This is a genomic window from Phnomibacter ginsenosidimutans, assembly GCF_009740285.1.
In the GTDB taxonomy this organism is placed as follows: Bacteria; Bacteroidota; Bacteroidia; order Chitinophagales; family Chitinophagaceae; genus Phnomibacter; species Phnomibacter ginsenosidimutans.
Genome location: NZ_CP046566.1, coordinates 1,861,893 through 1,877,595 on the forward strand (window position 1 = coordinate 1,861,893; position 15,703 = coordinate 1,877,595).

At 45.5% G+C, this 15,703-nt stretch carries 14 protein-coding genes and 1 pseudogene; 10 read left to right on the forward strand and 5 right to left on the reverse strand.

Features of this window, described 5'->3' with window-relative positions; genetic code table 11:
• Nucleotides 1-20 precede the first annotated feature (20 nt).
• From accD to GLV81_RS08035, 4 genes are all read left to right on the forward strand, one after another.
• Nucleotides 21-953, forward strand: coding sequence for an acetyl-CoA carboxylase, carboxyltransferase subunit beta (gene accD / locus GLV81_RS08020; RefSeq protein WP_157478391.1), 933 nt, complete (start codon nt 21-23; stop codon nt 951-953).
• A gap of 48 nt (nt 954-1,001) precedes the next feature.
• A complete protein-coding gene (smpB, locus tag GLV81_RS08025; RefSeq protein ID WP_157478392.1) occupies nt 1,002-1,439 on the forward strand; it encodes an SsrA-binding protein SmpB in 438 nt (145 codons plus the stop codon).
• 54 nt (nt 1,440-1,493) lie between these two features.
• Nucleotides 1,494-2,255 (forward strand): hypothetical protein, encoded by a 762-nt coding sequence (locus GLV81_RS08030; protein WP_157478393.1) that lies wholly within the window; start codon nt 1,494-1,496, stop codon nt 2,253-2,255.
• A 162-nt stretch (nt 2,256-2,417) separates the two neighbouring features.
• Complete coding sequence (locus GLV81_RS08035; RefSeq protein ID WP_157478394.1) at nt 2,418-4,841, forward strand: TonB-dependent receptor; 2,424 nt, start codon at nt 2,418-2,420, stop codon at nt 4,839-4,841.
• 71 nt (nt 4,842-4,912) lie between these two features.
• On the opposite strand, the pseudogene GLV81_RS21705 reads toward GLV81_RS08035, so the two are convergent.
• The 3 genes and pseudogenes from GLV81_RS21705 to GLV81_RS08050 all read right to left on the reverse strand — a co-directional run bounded on the left by GLV81_RS21705 (nt 4,913) and on the right by GLV81_RS08050 (nt 7,391).
• Nucleotides 4,913-6,033: pseudogene (locus tag GLV81_RS21705) on the reverse strand (M20/M25/M40 family metallo-hydrolase).
• Between the two features lie 16 nt (nt 6,034-6,049).
• Entirely contained in the window at nt 6,050-6,922 is an 873-nt protein-coding gene (locus GLV81_RS08045; protein WP_157478395.1) for a hypothetical protein, read from the reverse strand.
• Nucleotides 6,923-6,926: 4 nt separating this feature from the next.
• Complete coding sequence (locus tag GLV81_RS08050; protein WP_157478397.1) at nt 6,927-7,391, reverse strand: hypothetical protein; 465 nt, start codon at nt 7,389-7,391, stop codon at nt 6,927-6,929.
• 20 nt (nt 7,392-7,411) lie between these two features.
• On the opposite strand from GLV81_RS08050, the gene GLV81_RS08055 reads away from it, so the two are divergent.
• On the forward strand, nt 7,412-8,407 hold the full coding sequence (locus tag GLV81_RS08055) for a LuxE/PaaK family acyltransferase (RefSeq protein WP_246186318.1): 996 nt from the start codon (nt 7,412-7,414) through the stop codon (nt 8,405-8,407).
• 51 nt (nt 8,408-8,458) lie between these two features.
• Here the strand turns inward: GLV81_RS08055 and GLV81_RS08060 are convergent, their stop codons facing one another.
• Both GLV81_RS08060 and GLV81_RS08065 read right to left on the reverse strand, forming a co-directional pair.
• Nucleotides 8,459-9,568 carry a S1C family serine protease gene (locus tag GLV81_RS08060; protein WP_157478399.1) on the reverse strand — a complete coding sequence of 370 codons (1,110 nt, stop codon included), beginning with the start codon at nt 9,566-9,568 and terminating at the stop codon, nt 8,459-8,461.
• A 2-nt stretch (nt 9,569-9,570) separates the two neighbouring features.
• Nucleotides 9,571-10,137, reverse strand: a complete 567-nt coding sequence (locus GLV81_RS08065) for an RNA polymerase sigma factor (protein ID WP_157478401.1) — start codon at nt 10,135-10,137, stop codon at nt 9,571-9,573.
• A gap of 257 nt (nt 10,138-10,394) precedes the next feature.
• Between GLV81_RS08065 and GLV81_RS08070 the strand changes: the two genes are divergently transcribed.
• The 5 genes from GLV81_RS08070 (at nt 10,395) to GLV81_RS08090 (ending at nt 15,686) form a co-directional block, all read left to right on the forward strand.
• Nucleotides 10,395-10,580, forward strand: coding sequence for a hypothetical protein (locus GLV81_RS08070; protein ID WP_157478403.1), 186 nt, complete (start codon nt 10,395-10,397; stop codon nt 10,578-10,580).
• Nucleotides 10,581-11,073: 493 nt separating this feature from the next.
• Nucleotides 11,074-11,931: a prephenate dehydratase gene (locus tag GLV81_RS08075; protein WP_157478405.1), complete on the forward strand. Its 858-nt coding sequence runs from the start codon at nt 11,074-11,076 to the stop codon at nt 11,929-11,931.
• 1 nt (nt 11,932) lies between these two features.
• Complete coding sequence (locus GLV81_RS08080) at nt 11,933-13,087, forward strand: pyridoxal phosphate-dependent aminotransferase (protein ID WP_157478407.1); 1,155 nt, start codon at nt 11,933-11,935, stop codon at nt 13,085-13,087.
• A 61-nt stretch (nt 13,088-13,148) separates the two neighbouring features.
• Nucleotides 13,149-13,988 (forward strand): prephenate dehydrogenase, encoded by an 840-nt coding sequence (locus GLV81_RS08085; protein WP_157478409.1) that lies wholly within the window; start codon nt 13,149-13,151, stop codon nt 13,986-13,988.
• Between the two features lie 48 nt (nt 13,989-14,036).
• Nucleotides 14,037-15,686, forward strand: a complete 1,650-nt coding sequence (locus tag GLV81_RS08090; protein ID WP_157478411.1) for a DEAD/DEAH box helicase — start codon at nt 14,037-14,039, stop codon at nt 15,684-15,686.
• Nucleotides 15,687-15,703 lie beyond the last annotated feature (17 nt).

The window sequence follows — 15,703 nt, forward strand, 5'->3', positions numbered from 1 at the left end:
ACCCGCTTTAATTTTCGAGTATGAGCACCAAAGAGAAACAGTTGGAAGAATTTGAGAGTCGGTTGACAGGCGATGATTTAGCAGCCAATACCACCGAAGACTCAAGGCTTTCCTGGTTTAAGCGTAAGCACAAAGGCATTACCACTTCTACATCGGAGAAGCGGGAAACCCCCGATGGTTTGTGGACCATGTGCCCATCGTGCAAGTTTACCTGCACTACCATTGAGCTCAAAGAGAACTACTACGTTTGCCCAAAGTGCAATCATCATCACCGCATTGGCAGCGATGAATATTTCGAAATCCTTTTTGACGAAAAAGAATACCAACGTTTGTTCGACGAAATCCGCAGCAAGGACTACCTCGGCTTTGTGGATTTGAAACCGTATCAAAAACGACTGGAAGAAACCTGGTCGAAGACTGACCTGCACGATAGCATGAGTGTAGCGCATGGAAAAGTGGGCGGCTTTGATTTGGTAGTGGCTTGCATGGATTTCGAATTCATTGGTGGTAGCCTCGGCAGTGTAATGGGCGAAAAAATTTGCCGTGCTGCCGACTATTGTCTGGAGCACCGCATTCCATTCATGATCATCAGTAAGAGTGGTGGTGCCCGTATGATGGAAAGTGCCTTCAGCCTTATGCAGCTGCCCAAAACATTGGGTCGCTTGTCGCTGCTTTCTGATGCCAAGATTCCGTACATCTCTTTGTGTACCGATCCCACTTTTGGTGGTACCACAGCTTCGTTTTCTATGCTGGGCGATATCATCATTGCAGAGCCCAAAGCCCTTATTGGTTTTGCAGGCCCGAGGGTAATTAAAGAAACCATCAAGAAAGATTTACCGAAAGGATTTCAGCGGTCAGAGTTTTTGCTCGATCATGGTTTCCTCGATTTTATTGTAGACAGAAAAGAACTGAAAGCAAAGCTGGCGCAAATGCTGGATTTGTTTCAGCACTAAATAACAGAAGCGCCAATTGCGGCGCTTTTTTTAACGGGATGGTGTAGCATGGCAATCAGCAACAAACAGGCATATCACGAATACTTCATTGAGCAAACCTATACGGCGGGGCTGGTGCTTACCGGTACCGAAGTAAAAAGCTTGCGGGCAGGCAAAGCCAGCTTCAATGATGCCTATTGTTTGTTTCATAAAGGCGAGCTGTATATTAAAAGCCTGCACATCAGCGAGTACAAGTTGGGCACCATTTACAACCACCTGCCCACGCAGGAACGCAAACTGCTGCTTACCAAAAAAGAATTGAAAAAGCTGGAAGCCAAAATGAAAGAGAAGGGCTACACCATTGTGCCCCTTAAAATATTTTTTGCAGAAAGCGGCTACGCCAAAATGGAAATTGGTTTGGGCAAAGGCAAGAAGCTGCATGACAAGCGGGAAACCCTCAAGCAAAAAGATGTGGACCGCGAAATCAAACGCTACATCAAGCGGTAAACGATGCGGCAGCTTGTCTTTATATGCTTGCTTGTATTAGTGCTGCAGTCTTGCATGCAACAGCGCATTGCAAAGTGTTTTCCTGCAACCAATCATTCTTCAGCATGTAGCGGCACACAGTTTTTTGCATTGGCCAAAAGTTATAATTGGCAGCAGCGGGATTCGCTGGCCATAGATTGGTTTATGCAAGGCCATGTGCCCGATTTCTTTCGTCGCTTTGCACCCATTCGGGTAACCATGAAAGACAGCAACGGGCATGCGTTTCGATTGACTTATTGGGTATCGCCCGATTATTTTGTGGTAGGCAACAATGAAGATTGGGTGCGGGTACCTATTACGCCAATGGCTGCTCAACGCCTGCTCGATACAGTGCATGCCATACTGCCCACCCGCAAAATGGTGGATGATATTTACCTGCAATCAACAGTGAAACTGGCACCATTGCCCATGTTTGCTTTTCGGGACAGTAGTGTTACCATGTATCAGCATCACCTGATGATAGAAGGCCAGCGCCAACAACGCAAAGGATTAATTGCTGGTATAAAAAAAGATGTGGTCACCACTTCAAAATTGCTAACTGACAAACGTGCTAATCGGGTGGCCATTTATGGATGGCATCAACCCAATGGACAACCGATTCAGCCTTTGTACACCGGGCATGTAAACTGGTATGTTGATTACAGTCATGGCATTCGGTTTGTGCATGCCACTGGTAAACTCAATGGTAAAAAAGTGCAGTTAACAAACCTGCTTTCGAATCCGCAACTCGCAGCATTGCTCTGCTACGAAGACAGTTGCGGTTATGTACGCTACTAAAGATGCTCTGTAATTTCTCTTTTTACTTCATCTAAGAAGCCTTTCGTACATCATATTTGCCGTTCATGAATTGGTCAGGAAAATGCGCCTTTCAGGCACAATTTGGTTTTTGAGCCGGTTGATGTGAAGCAGTTTTACAGCCTTCATATCAAACGAACGCACATGAAAAACACACCAATCATTACCCTGCTGTTATTGTTGTTGCTCCCTGCTTTTACCATGGCACAACCCACAGGAAAAATAAAAGGTACGGCTAAAGAAGGGGCCACTATTTCGTTATTAAAAGCCACGGACTCTGCAGTGGTGAAGATGGCTGTGGCAGGAAGCGGCGGTCAATTTGAAATAGAACAATTGAGTTGGGGCAACTACCTGTTACAAATACATGCAGTTGGTTTTAAAGCATACATCTCGAATAAGTTTTCGCTGAATGATGCGGCGCCGACCTACGATGCTGGAATACTAAAACTACAACCCCTCAGCAATGAGCTCAACAATGTAACGGTAACGGCCCGCAAGCAAATGGTAGAAGTACAAGCCGATAAAACTGTTGTGAATGTGGATGCTATGATTTCGAACACCGGTGCCACTGCATTGGAAGTGTTAGAAAAATCGCCTGGCATTTCGGTAGACAGAGATGGTAATATCAGCATGCGGGGCAAGCAGGGCGTAATGGTATTGATTGATGGCAAACCCAGTTATTTAACGGGTGCCGATTTGGTAAACCTGCTCAGCTCCATGACCGCCAATCAACTCGATCAGATTGAACTGATGACCAACCCTCCGGCCAAGTATGATGCGGCGGGAAATGCAGGCATCATCAACATCAAAACCAAAAAGAGCAGGCAGCGTGGCTGGAACGGCAACCTGAATTTGAGCTACGGGCAAGGAAAATATGAGAAGCTCAATAACAGCCTTAACCTCAATTACCGCAACGAAAAATTGAATGTGTATTTGAATTACAGCCAGCGGCATTTCAAAGATTTCAATAACCTGCTTATCAATCGTACCTACTACGATGCCACAGGAAAAGATGTGCAGGGCTATTTTGAGCAGCCCACGTATTTGCTCATCACGGGTAATCACAATAACCTGAAGGCTGGCGTGGATTTGTACCTGAGTAAGCAAACAACATTGGGTTTTTCAGCCAGTGGTTTCATATCGCCCAGAAATTTTGATGGCGAAAGCATCGGCCATTTGAAAGGTGCCGATGCGGTGATTGACTCGTCTACTTTTACATTTAGCGACAATGGCAATCGTTGGCAAAATGCCGCTTTCAACATCAACCTGCGGCACAGTTTTTCAAAGAATAGTGAGCTCTCTGCTGATGTAGATTACAACCGTTACGACATGGCGAATAATCAGTTGTTTACCACGCAAATTGTACAGCCATTGGGTCAGTTAACGTTTAACGAATTGCTGAAAGGCAACCTGCCATCCGTTATTGATATCTACGCTGCCAAGGCTGATTACAGCTATACAACCAGCAAAGGGGTGAAGTTAGAAACCGGTTGGAAATCGAGTTATGTACGCACAGATAATACAGCTGATTACTTTTTGTGGGCCAACGGCAACTGGAAGCCGGACTATGATAAAACCAATCATTTTGAATACAAGGAAAACATCAATGCTGCGTATATCAACAGCAATAAAAGCTTTGGCAAGCTGAGTGTGCAGGCAGGTTTGCGTTTTGAAAATACCAATTACAAAGGCTATCAGCGGGGTAATCCACAAAAGGCAGATTCATCGTTCACCAACAACTACAATAAGTTGTTTCCAACGGTGTACCTCAGCTATCCGCTTGATTCAAATAATACGGTGAACCTGAATGTTGGCCGTCGTATTGATCGTCCGGCGTACCAGCAAATGAATCCTTTTTTATTCTTCATCAATAAGTATACGTATCAGGTGGGCAACCCCTTCATTCAGCCACAGCTCACTACTACTTTCGAGCTGACACACACGTACAAAAACTGGTTGACGACCACCATCAACCACAGCGAAACCAACAAGTACTTTTCTCAAATTTTCAGAACGGAAGGTGAAGTAACCATACTGACTCAGGGCAACCTGGCCAGAATGCGCAACACCAGTCTCAGTATCAATGCACAACTGAATCCCACCAAGTGGTGGTCGGCCAATGTGAGCGGAACGCTTAACAAACGTGTGGTGAAAGGTGTAGGCAACAATGCCGATTTTGCCAGCGATAATGTGAGTTTTTCTGCCAATGCCAACAATAACTTTAAGCTTGGCAAAGGATGGAGTGCTGAACTATCGGGCAATTATAATTCCCGTTCTGCAGATGCGCAGTTTATAATTGCTGGCTTTGGTCAGGTGTCGGCAGGCATAGCGAAACAAGTATTAAAAAACAAAGGCAGTGTAAAGTTGAATGTGCGGGATATTTTCTTTAGCCAAATCATCAATGGAGATATCCGCTATCAAAATGTACGGGAGCATTTTAAACAAAGCCGGGATTCAAGAGTGGTGACCCTTTCTTTCTCTTATCGCTTTGGCAAAAACTTTAACGACAACCGCCGCAAAACCGGTGGCAGTAGCGAAGAGCAACAGCGGGTAGGTGTTGGTGGTTAATGCAAAATTCCGCTACAAACAAAAGGCCGCTGATGTAAAAATCAGCGGCCTTTTTATGATGCTATCAATGGTTAATCGAAATAACTGAGGTTGGTTTTTGGTGTCAACACTTTCAGCGTTTCAAACATCAGTTGAATGGTGCTTTCGATATCTTTTTTGTGCAGCATTTCTACCGTAGTGTGCATGTAGCGCAACGGTATAGAAATGAGGACCGAAGGACAACCATCATTGCTGTAAGCAAAGCTGTCGGTATCGGTGCCAGTGCTGCGGCTGAGGGCCCGCCATTGCACATCAATTTTCTTTTTGTCGGCTACATCTTCTACCAGGCCCAACAGTTTGTTGTGAATGGCAGGAGCATACGCCAGTGACGGACCTTTGCCGCAAGCCACATCACCTTCAATGTTTTTGTTGATGAGCGGCGTAGTGGTATCATGCGTTACATCGGTTACAATGGCTACGTTGGGTTTGATGCGGCGGGCAATCATTTCTGCACCACGCAATCCAATCTCTTCCTGCACGGCATTTACCACATACAAAGAATAGGGGAGTTTGATGTTGTTTTCTTTGATAAGGCGGGCCACTTCGGCAATCATAAAACCACCCACCCGGTTGTCGAATGCACGGGCAATGAGGTAGTCATTCGCCAGTTCATCAAAGCCATCCTGATAGGTAACAACTGCACCTATATGAATGCCGAGTTCTTCTACTTCTTTTTGCTGCGGGCACCACAATCGAGCCATAGGTTATCGGTGCGGGGGCTAGGTTCTTTAGTATCGGCAGTACCAATCCGTGTATGAATGGCCGGCCAGCCGAACACCGCTTTCACTGGTCCTTTTTTACCATGAATGAGCACCCGCATAGAAGGCGCAATCTGATGGTCTACACCACCGTTGCGCTTCAGGTACATCAATCCGGAGTCCGTGATATAGTTTACAAACCAGCTGATTTCATCCACGTGGGCTTCAATTACCACTTTGAAATCCTGCCCGGGATTGATAATGGCAGCAGCCGAACCATAAGGATCGGTAAACTGCTCATCGCTGTATTGCTTTACGTAATTGAGCCACACCTGCTGTCCGCTTTTTTCAAAACCCACAGGGCTGGGCGTATTCAAATAATTTTTCAGAAACTGATATGATGCAGCGGGAATGCCTCCCTTTTTACTGCCTTCTTTTTTCTTACTCTTTGCCATATTGCTAAATGATTGTTTACGTAGAACGAATGTAAGTATCCAACAAGCCAATGCCAAGGAAAGTTGGCTGCAGTATCAACTGCACATCAAGCCATAAAAAACGCAGCGGTGCATTTGGTTGTTGATGTGCCCGAAGACTCCACCACACTATGCAGCACCAGTACAACAAATGCGCTGCAATGAAAATGATGGATAAATTAAACTGCATTTGATACACCAGCAGCAGCATGGCGCCCATACTGCCGAGGAGAAGGATGATGTTTTTCAATGCTTCGTGGCTCCACACTTGCAGTAGCGAACGACTCATGTATTCTGGATCGATAGCAGCATCCCGGTTATCGAATGGAATGGTAATCATGACGAGGAAGCAAACCCGAAAAATCAACAGTAGTATCAATTCTGAAGTGCGGTCATTCCAACTGGTTAAGTCGAAAAGGGTACAGAAAAATGACCACACAAAAGCCAGCATACAAATCTTCCAGATGCCGTTGTTTTTCCAGCGTTTCATGCGTGTAAATGGCAGCACGGGAAAGCTATACGCCAGCGACAGGAGTACCGTAATACCTACCACTTCCCATTGCGTAGCACTCAATTGTAATGGTATGAATGCATAACTCACAGCAATTGTTGATGCATTTATAATCAGTAATACCGGCCAAAACCGCAACCAAAACTGTTGCCGGGCTGTGGGCTGCACTTGATGAGAAATGACCTTCGTGTAGAGGTCGTGGAGATTGTAAAAAGTATAGCAGGCTATTGCCGCCCAAAGCAGTTGCTTGGCAATAATGTGTGCAGGATGCATTTGCAGTTGAACCTGCCACAATAAAGTGGCCGCAGCAATGGCAATAAGCACATTGCTGTAGTACAAAGCAAAGATGAATTTGCGCAACAAATTAATTGCGGATAATGAGTGGTTTATCGGTGCTGATGGTGTCACTCACGTTTTTGGCTTTGTCTTTAATCCAGAAATAAAAAGTGGTGGTGTCTGGGCGGTTACATTTTGGGGAAAAGATTAGATACCCTGAAATATTAACACTATTTGCAAAAGTAACTTCCAATTCCCCCTTACTATTAGTTGTAGTAGGAAATGTAGGAATGGGGTATCCTACAGAAATATTACTAGTAGGGCATCCCTTTGCTTCTGATCGAATAAAAAGACTATCAGTTAAATCTCCTTCTTTATCACTAAATTCTAGTCTTAAGGTTATGAATCCGCCCCGGGCCACATCATAGCTGTCGGCTTTAATGAATTTGAGCTGCGGCTTGCTGGTGTATTTGTCTTTTCCACAGGCATACAGCAAAATGGCGGCGACAAACAATGCGCCAACAGATAAAAGTGATAATCTTTGATGCGACATAAACCAAATGTAATAATAAGTTGGATGTAGCTGCAGGCAGTTCGTTGCCCTTTCACATTTTTAACGTAACGCCAAACGATTTTGTTGCGACTGCTTTGCTGGCCTATCAGCATCAGGTGCAACACAATGCGGTGTACCGGGAATATGTGCAAGCCTTACATAAGTTGCAGCATGTTCCTGCTGCCATTACCGACATTCCTTTTTTGCCCATTTCTTTTTTTAAAACACATGCTGTACAAGCATTTGAGGGCGAACCTGAAATAATTTTTACCAGCAGTGGTACCACCGGTATGCAGCAAAGCCGTCATTTTGTAAAGGAAGTGGCTCTGTATGAGCAAAGTTTTGTGCAAGGGTTTACCAATGCATATGGCGACCCATCACCATTTGCCTGGCTGTGCCTGCTGCCATCCTATATGGAGCGTAGCGGCTCATCTCTCATTTACATGGCAGAGCATTTTGTACGCCATAGCCAACATAAGGAAAGTGGTTTTTTTCTGCAGGCAGATGAAGTATTGATTGAACGACTTGAACATTGCAGGCAACAACAAAAACCAACTGTGTTGCTGGGCGTGAGTTTCGCATTGCTCGATTTTGCTGAGCGTCATCAACATATTGATTTGAGCCACTGTATCATTATGGATACCGGTGGCATGAAGGGCCGAAGGAAAGAACTGACCCGTGCCGAACTCCATGAACAACTGCAGGAAGCTTTTCAGGTGCCTGCTATACACAGCGAGTATGGCATGACGGAACTGCTGAGTCAGGCCTACTCCAAGGGCCATGGACGTTACCATCCACCTGCTTGGATGAAAGTGCTGGTGCGTAGCGAAGAAGATCCATTCGAGCTGCACAGCACCGGTGCCGGGCTGTTGTTGGTGATTGATTTAGCCAACATCCACAGCTGCTGTTTTATTGAAACGCAGGATGTAGGCCGAGTGTATGATGACGGCAGTTTTGAAGTACTTGGCCGCATGGACAATTCGGATATACGTGGCTGCAGTTTATTACTGCTGTAAACAAAAAGCCCGGCATCAATTGATGCCGGGCTTTTTTATAAAAAGGTGGAATTAGTTGTAAGCTTTTACCATAAATACGCAGTCTTGCAAACGCTTGATTTGCTCTACGCGGTCGAGGTTGCGAATGTTTGACTTACCCGGAATTTGCAGGTCTTTAAAAGCACTGTCTTTTTTCAGTTCTTCAATTGCCCGGTTGATGTTGCTGGCCTTGGTGGCAAATACTACATCGTCGGCCTGCCGGTCGCGGGTCGACAAAATGCCGATGATATTACCGTTCTTATCCAAAACGGGGCCGCCACTGTTGCCAGGGTTGGCGCTGATAGATAATTGAATGCTCAGAGAGTCGTCGTTATAACCAGTGCCGGCACTCAGGTAGCCACGGTTATATACAATGCTATTTCTGGGGTAACCGAGGGTGAAGAGTTCTTCGCCCAAATCAGCATTGTTCTTACGAATGCCATAGGGGAGGCTGCTCTTTGGCTTCCAGTCGGCATCGGCTATTTGCAAAATGGCAATGTCGTTGGCAGCATCGGTATACACCGTTTTGGCTACATACTCATGTCCATTATTTACCACTATCAATGTAGAAGAGCCGTTTACCACATGGTAATTGGTGGCCAGATAACCATCGCCATCTACCAAAAAGCTGGTACCGCTACCAACGGGTTCGCTTTCTGGCGATTTGCCGGCAGGTGTGGTTATCAGTTGGTTTATTTTTTGGCCTTGTGCATTCTGACGGCTTTCGAGGGCATTCAGTTTGCGGCTAAGGTTCTGCAGGTCTTTTACAGCCTTGGGGGCAAACAGTTGCATGGCAGCGCTAATGCTCAACGCAGTGATACCTGCTATGGATGCGGCCACACCTATGGTACGCTTGTACCGGCGCCAAAATTCTATCACCGTAGCTGTTTTGGGGGCCTCAGGTGTTTCGGTGCTAATCAGTTGTTGTTCGAGCAATTTGTTATGAACCGACTGTAACTGGTGCTTCATTTTTTTGATGTCACCATAATGTTCCAGCTGATTCAAAAAGGCATGCTGCTCTACCACCAACTGGTCTATTTCTGCATGCTGGCTACGCAATGCCTCAAAGCGGATACGTTCCTCTTCGTGCATTTCATTGCGCAGATAGCGTTCTATCGCATCTAATAATACCAGGTCGTCCATCACTATCGGTCTTTATTATATTGAGCAAAAAACAATTTCTTCAATCTGATCAGGCATTTGTACTTCTGGTTCTTGGCATTGTCGGCATTGGTATATCCAAACTCATCGGCTATTTCAACCATGGGTTTCTTTTGAATATAAAATGCTTCCAACAGGCTTTTGCAGGGTTCTCCCAAATGCCGCATGGCCATATCCATCATGTCAAAGTCTACATCCTGTTTGGCCTTTTCCTCTATCTCTTCTTCTACAGGTACAATGTCTTCTATGCCTTCTACTGGAGTGCCAAACCTGCTTTGCTGCTGCAGTTTTTTTAGCCACAGCCTGCGGCAAATAGAGTAGAGGTAAGTTTTGATTTGGCAGGTAAGTGTAAACTCGGGGTCTTTACTTTTTTCGTAGAGCACCACCATTGCTTCCTGAAAAATATCTCTGGCGTCGTCGAAACTGCCGTTGTTCTGAATCACGAATGTTTGTACCAAACCGAAATTTTCGCGGTAAATGGTTTCTACATCCCGATGATCATTCAGGGCAAGACCTTCCAGCAACTTCTTTTCCTTACTATACTCTTTCACCTATTTCCGCTTTTAATTCCCGGTTAATGGTTTGGTAACCCACGCTTAATAATATTTAAGCAATCGTGCCTCTGTTATGGCCGGCCTGTAGGGGTGTCTGCAAATGTACAGGGGAAAATGAAAAAATATTTTTAGCCCAAACTATTGAAAATGAAAGAGTTGAGTCTTTGCAGAAAAAAAACTTCAATTTTTTTTATTTCCCGAGGTTACCTTTTTTGCGGCCGGAATTATTAGTCAAACATTAAAAACAAAATCAAATGAAAAAGTTGCTCTTCGTTGCCTTCATGGGCGCCCTCGTAGCTTGTGGTGAAACTGCTACTGAAACTCCTGCTGCTGACACTACTGCTCCTGTAGCTGACACTACTGCTCCTGTAGTAGCTGACACTACTGCTGCTGACACTACTGCTGCTGCTCCAGTTGATACTACTGCAGCTGCTAAGTAATTAGCCAACAATCATGCTTTGGCACAATGCCCTTGCTTGCCGGGGTAGCCAAATACAGCATTCAAGAATTTTTATATGGCAAGCAATCGTTAGGCCGTTCTGATTCTTCAGAATGGCTTTTCTTTTCTACGCAGCTGCCTGGCCGGTAAGAAAAGAAGTCGGAAATAACAGCTACAAAAAAGTTGAATTGATTTCGCATCAATTCGCAAGGAAATGTAGAATGTGAGTGTTTGTTTTCAACAAATGCTTCTAAGTCGTGAATAATCTTGAATAAATTCAGGAAGCTGTCAATTTCTGTCAAAAAAAATCTTGGCTGGTTTTTGGCACCGCTTTATATTTGCAGCAATGAATAAGTGGTTTACATACGCCGGTTTTTATTTTTTCTACTTTACCGAGAGTAAAGCGGACCGGAACTAGTATGTACAAGTAATCAAGGAAAAAAACTTAGCACAATACAGGCCCGGTCCGAAAAGGTCCGGGCTTTTTATTTTTTATGAAAAAGGCAACCAACGACGCAGCACCACAGCACATCGCCATTCAAGGTTATGAAGGCAGTTTTCACCAGGAAGCAGCCCGCCGTTTTTTTGGTAAGCAAACCGTAGTCATTCCCTGCGATACTTTTCGACAGGTGATACAGCACACCATCAACCGCAGTGAAGCGAATGGCGGTATGATGGCCATCGAAAATTCAATTGCCGGCAGCATTTTACCCAACTATACGCTGCTGCAAAAGCATCCGGTAAAAATTGTGGGTGAAGTATATCTCCACATCAAACAACATTTACTGGCCAATAAAGGCGTAAAACTGGAAGACATTAAAGAAGTGCAGTCGCACCCCATGGCCATTTTGCAATGCATGGAGTATCTGGAAACACAACCGCAGTTGAAACTGATGGAAACAGAAGATACCGCACTGAGTGCCAAACACGTGGCTCAACGCAAAAGCAAATACCAGGCTGCCATCGCCGGTAAGCTGGCTGCCGAATTATACAATCTCGACATTCTTGTACCCAACATACACACCCAAAAAAATAATTACACCCGCTTTTTGGTATTGAAGCATGAAAAAGATGCGCAGCCGGTAGAAGGTGCAGATAAAGCATCACTGAAATTTCATACCGATCATTCGAGAGGCAGTCTGGCCAAAGCATTGGCCATCATTGCCGATGCAGGCATCAATCTGAGCAAGTTGCAAAGCATGCCCATACCCGGTACAGAATTCATGTACTCTTTTTACGCCGACATGGAGTTTGGCGATTTGAATCAGCTGAACAAAATGCTGAAGAAACTGGAAAAAGCCACTGAAAGTGTGACGCTGTTTGGAATTTACAAAAACGGAAAACTGAGTTGAAATGCAATTGGCCAAGCGATTGAATGGAATAGGAGAATATTATTTTTCGCAGAAGCTGCGGGAGATAGATACTATGAACAAAGCGGGAGATAACGTCATCAATTTGGGCATTGGTAGTCCGGATTTGCCACCACATCCAGAAGTGATTAAAGTATTGCAGGAAGAAAGTGCCAAGCCGAATGTGCATGCTTATCAGAGTTACAAAGGCTCGCCCATTTTGCGTCAGGCCATTGCCGATTGGTATCAAAACTGGTACAATGTTCAGCTCGATGCCGATACAGAAATATTGCCGCTCATAGGTTCAAAAGAAGGCATCATGCACATCTGCATGACCTACCTTAACGAAGGTGATCAGGCATTGGTGCCTAATCCCGGATATCCAACGTATCGGAGTGCAGTAAAACTTGCCGGTGGTGAGTGTGTGGATTATGCCTTGACCGAAGCGAACAATTGGCAACCCGATTTTGAAGCCCTCGAACAACTCGACCTTAGCAAGGTGAAACTGATGTGGGTGAATTATCCGCAAATGCCTACCGGTCAGTTGCCCGATGCTGCTGTGTTTGCAAAACTTATTGCTTTTGGCAAAAAACATCAGATACTCATTTGCCACGACAATCCTTACAGTTTTATACTCAATGAAGAGCCGGTAAGCTTGTTGGCACAACCAGATGCCAAAGACATTGTACTCGAACTGAATTCCCTCAGCAAAAGCCACAACATGGCGGGCTGGCGGGTTGGCATGTTGTGCGGTGCTGCCGATCGTATCAACGAAGTGCTGCGCTTTAAAAGCAACATGGACAGTGGTATGTACTTGCCGCTTCAACTGGCGGCTGCCAAGGCTTTGCAAGTAGATAACAGCTGGTATGATACCGTAAATGAGGAATACAAACGACGCAGAGAGCTGGCCTATCAATTGCTGGATTTATGCGGTTGTACCTACAGCAAACAACAGGTAGGTATGTTTTTGTGGGCCAAAGTGCCGGCGGAGTTTGAAAATGGTTTTGCCTTTAGCGATCATTTCCTCTACAAAGCAAAAGTGTTCCTTACACCGGGTGGTATATTTGGCAGCGCCGGCGATGGCTACTGCAGAATCAGCTTGTGCAGCAGCGAAGCCCGCATCAAAGAAGCGATTTCGAGAATTGAAACGATTATATAAATACAAGTGCGTTAGCATTTGATTGGTTGGGAAAACCAACCACCGAAATATTGAACAGACAATGAAAGTAGCAATAGTGGGCGTGGGATTGATTGGCGGCTCTGCAGCATTGGTATTGCGGCAGAAAGGCCTTGCCTCGCATATTATTGGTGTAGAAGCCAGCCCGGCACATGCTGCCAAAGCCATCGAACTGGGTATTGTAGATGAAGTGTTGCCTTTACCGGAAGCCATTGCTCAAAGCGAAGTAGTAATACTGGCGGTGCCGGTGGACAGTGCTATTGATGTGTTGTTGCCCGTGCTCGACCTCGTTACCACACAAGTGGTAATGGACATGGGCTCAACCAAAGCTCAAATCATCGATGCTGTAGCAGCGCATCCAAACCGTGGCCGCTTTGTAGCAGCACACCCTATGTGGGGTACAGAGTTTAGTGGTCCGGAAGCGGCAACCGTATATGCGTATGCCGGAAAGGCAGCTATTATTTGTAACGCATCAGACAGTGATGCAGATGCATTGGCAACGGCAGAACAATTATTGAAGAACATAGGCATGTACCTGGTGTACATGGATGCACACGACCATGACGTACACACTGCCTATATCAGCCACATATCACACATCACTTCTTTTGCCCTCGCCAATACGGTGCTGGAAAAAGAAAAAGAAGAACAAGCCATTTTTGAACTGGCCAGCGCCGGTTTTGAAAGCACAGTGCGATTGGCCAAAAGTAACCCCGACATGTGGGTACCTATCTTTCGGCAAAACCGCGACAATGTGCTGGATGTGCTGAATGAACACATTGCACAGCTGCGCAAATTCAAAGCGTGTTTGGAAAAAGAAAATTGGGATTATCTGCGAGAGTTGATTGGCAATGCCAACAACATCAAGCGTATTTTAAAATAGAAAAAATGTGCTGCAGGCCTGGGCGGTGTGTGGCACGAATCAAAAAACATGAGTGACTTTAGCACATTGGGCCTGAATGACCAACTCCTTGCCGGTATTGTAAAGCTTGGATTTGAAACGCCAACTGAAATTCAAACAAAAGCAATTCCGCTGTTGCTGCAGGGAACCCGCGACTTTGTAGGTCTTGCACAGACCGGTACTGGTAAAACAGCAGCATTTGGTTTGCCTTTGCTGCACCTGATTGACAAAACACAGAAACATGCACAGGCATTGGTGGTTTGCCCCACCCGTGAGTTGTGTATGCAAATTGTAAAAGACCTTGAGGCCTTTGGCAAAGCCGGTGGTGGTGCCAAGGTTTGTGCGGTGTATGGTGGTACTTCCATCACACAGCAAATTCGTGATCTGCGCCACGGTGTGCAGATTGTTGTTGCTACCCCTGGTCGCCTCATCGACCTTATCGAACGCAAAGCTATTGACCTTACCAAGATTGGCTATGTAGTGTTGGATGAAGCGGATGAAATGCTGAACATGGGTTTCAAAGAAGATATCGATTTCATTTTGGAATACACACCCAACCGCAATAGTATGTGGTTGTTCAGCGCTACCATGCCACCAGAAATTCGCAATGTGGCCAAGCGTTTTATGAACCAGCCGGTGGAAGTGAGTGTAGGCAAAATGAATACTACCAACGTCAACATCGACCACCAGTATTTTGTGACGGCACAACCGCACCGTTACGAAGCATTGAAGCGTTTGATTGATTTCAATCCTGACATCTACGGCATCATTTTTACCCGCACCAAAATGGATGCACAGGAAATTTCTGACCGCCTAACCAGAGAAGGTTACAACGTAGATTCTCTGCATGGCGATTTGAGCCAGCAGCAACGCGACCGGGTAATGAACGGCTTTCGTAGCAAGGCTTTACAGCTGGTAATTGCCACCGACGTAGCTGCCCGTGGTATCGACGTGTCCGGCATTACGCATGTCATCAATTTCGAACTGCCCGATGATGTGGAAGTATATACACACCGCAGTGGTCGTACCGGCCGTGCTGGTAAAACTGGTATATGCCTGAGCATCGTTACTGCACGTGACGTTCGTCGCATCCGCGATATTGAACACATCGTGAAAACGAAGATGAACCGTTTGGAAATTCCTTCGGGTAAAGACGTTTGCCGCAAGCAGTTCTTCCATTTCATGGACAAACTCCTTGCTACAGACATTAGCCATGGCGATTACGAAACCTATCTGCCCATGTTGACTGAAAAGTTTGCCAATGTGTCGAAGGAAGAAGTGTTGCAGCGAGTAGCAGCGTTGGAATTTGACCGCTTCCTGAAGTACTATGAAAATGCAGTAGACCTCAACATCAAGAAAACACCTGAACGCCCAATGGCGGGGGCAGGTGACCGCAAACCTTTTGAACGCCGCGATACCAAGGGCCGCAGTTTTGAAGGCGGTGGCGGTAACTATCAAAAGGTATTTGTGAACCTCGGTACCAAAGACGGTTTTTACAAAGCCAGCTTCCTGCAGTACATTCTTGACCTGAGTGATTTGCGCAAAGATGTACTGGGCAGGGTAGACCTGAAAACCATGAACAGCTTTGTAGAAGTAGACAAGCAACACGTGAAAAAGATGATCAAGGCCATTGATGGTAAAACTTACAAGGGCCGCAAAATCAGGATGAACGAAGCATAAGATTGACACCTTTTTAT

Bases quoted from the DNA above. Each gene is read 5' to 3' on its own strand.
- accD (WP_157478391.1), top strand. From the start codon at position 21: ATGAGCACCAAAGAGAAACAGTTGGAAGAATTTGAGAGTCGGTTGACA.
- smpB (WP_157478392.1), top strand. From the start codon at position 1,002: ATGGCAATCAGCAACAAACAGGCATATCACGAATACTTCATTGAGCAA.
- GLV81_RS08030 (WP_157478393.1), top strand. From the start codon at position 1,494: ATGCAACAGCGCATTGCAAAGTGTTTTCCTGCAACCAATCATTCTTCA.
- GLV81_RS08035 (WP_157478394.1), top strand. From the start codon at position 2,418: ATGAAAAACACACCAATCATTACCCTGCTGTTATTGTTGTTGCTCCCT.
- GLV81_RS08050 (WP_157478397.1), bottom strand. From the start codon at position 7,391: ATGTCGCATCAAAGATTATCACTTTTATCTGTTGGCGCATTGTTTGTC.
- GLV81_RS08060 (WP_157478399.1), bottom strand. From the start codon at position 9,568: ATGGACGACCTGGTATTATTAGATGCGATAGAACGCTATCTGCGCAAT.
- GLV81_RS08070 (WP_157478403.1), top strand. From the start codon at position 10,395: ATGAAAAAGTTGCTCTTCGTTGCCTTCATGGGCGCCCTCGTAGCTTGT.
- GLV81_RS08075 (WP_157478405.1), top strand. From the start codon at position 11,074: ATGAAAAAGGCAACCAACGACGCAGCACCACAGCACATCGCCATTCAA.
- GLV81_RS08080 (WP_157478407.1), top strand. From the start codon at position 11,933: ATGCAATTGGCCAAGCGATTGAATGGAATAGGAGAATATTATTTTTCG.
- GLV81_RS08085 (WP_157478409.1), top strand. From the start codon at position 13,149: ATGAAAGTAGCAATAGTGGGCGTGGGATTGATTGGCGGCTCTGCAGCA.
- GLV81_RS08090 (WP_157478411.1), top strand. From the start codon at position 14,037: ATGAGTGACTTTAGCACATTGGGCCTGAATGACCAACTCCTTGCCGGT.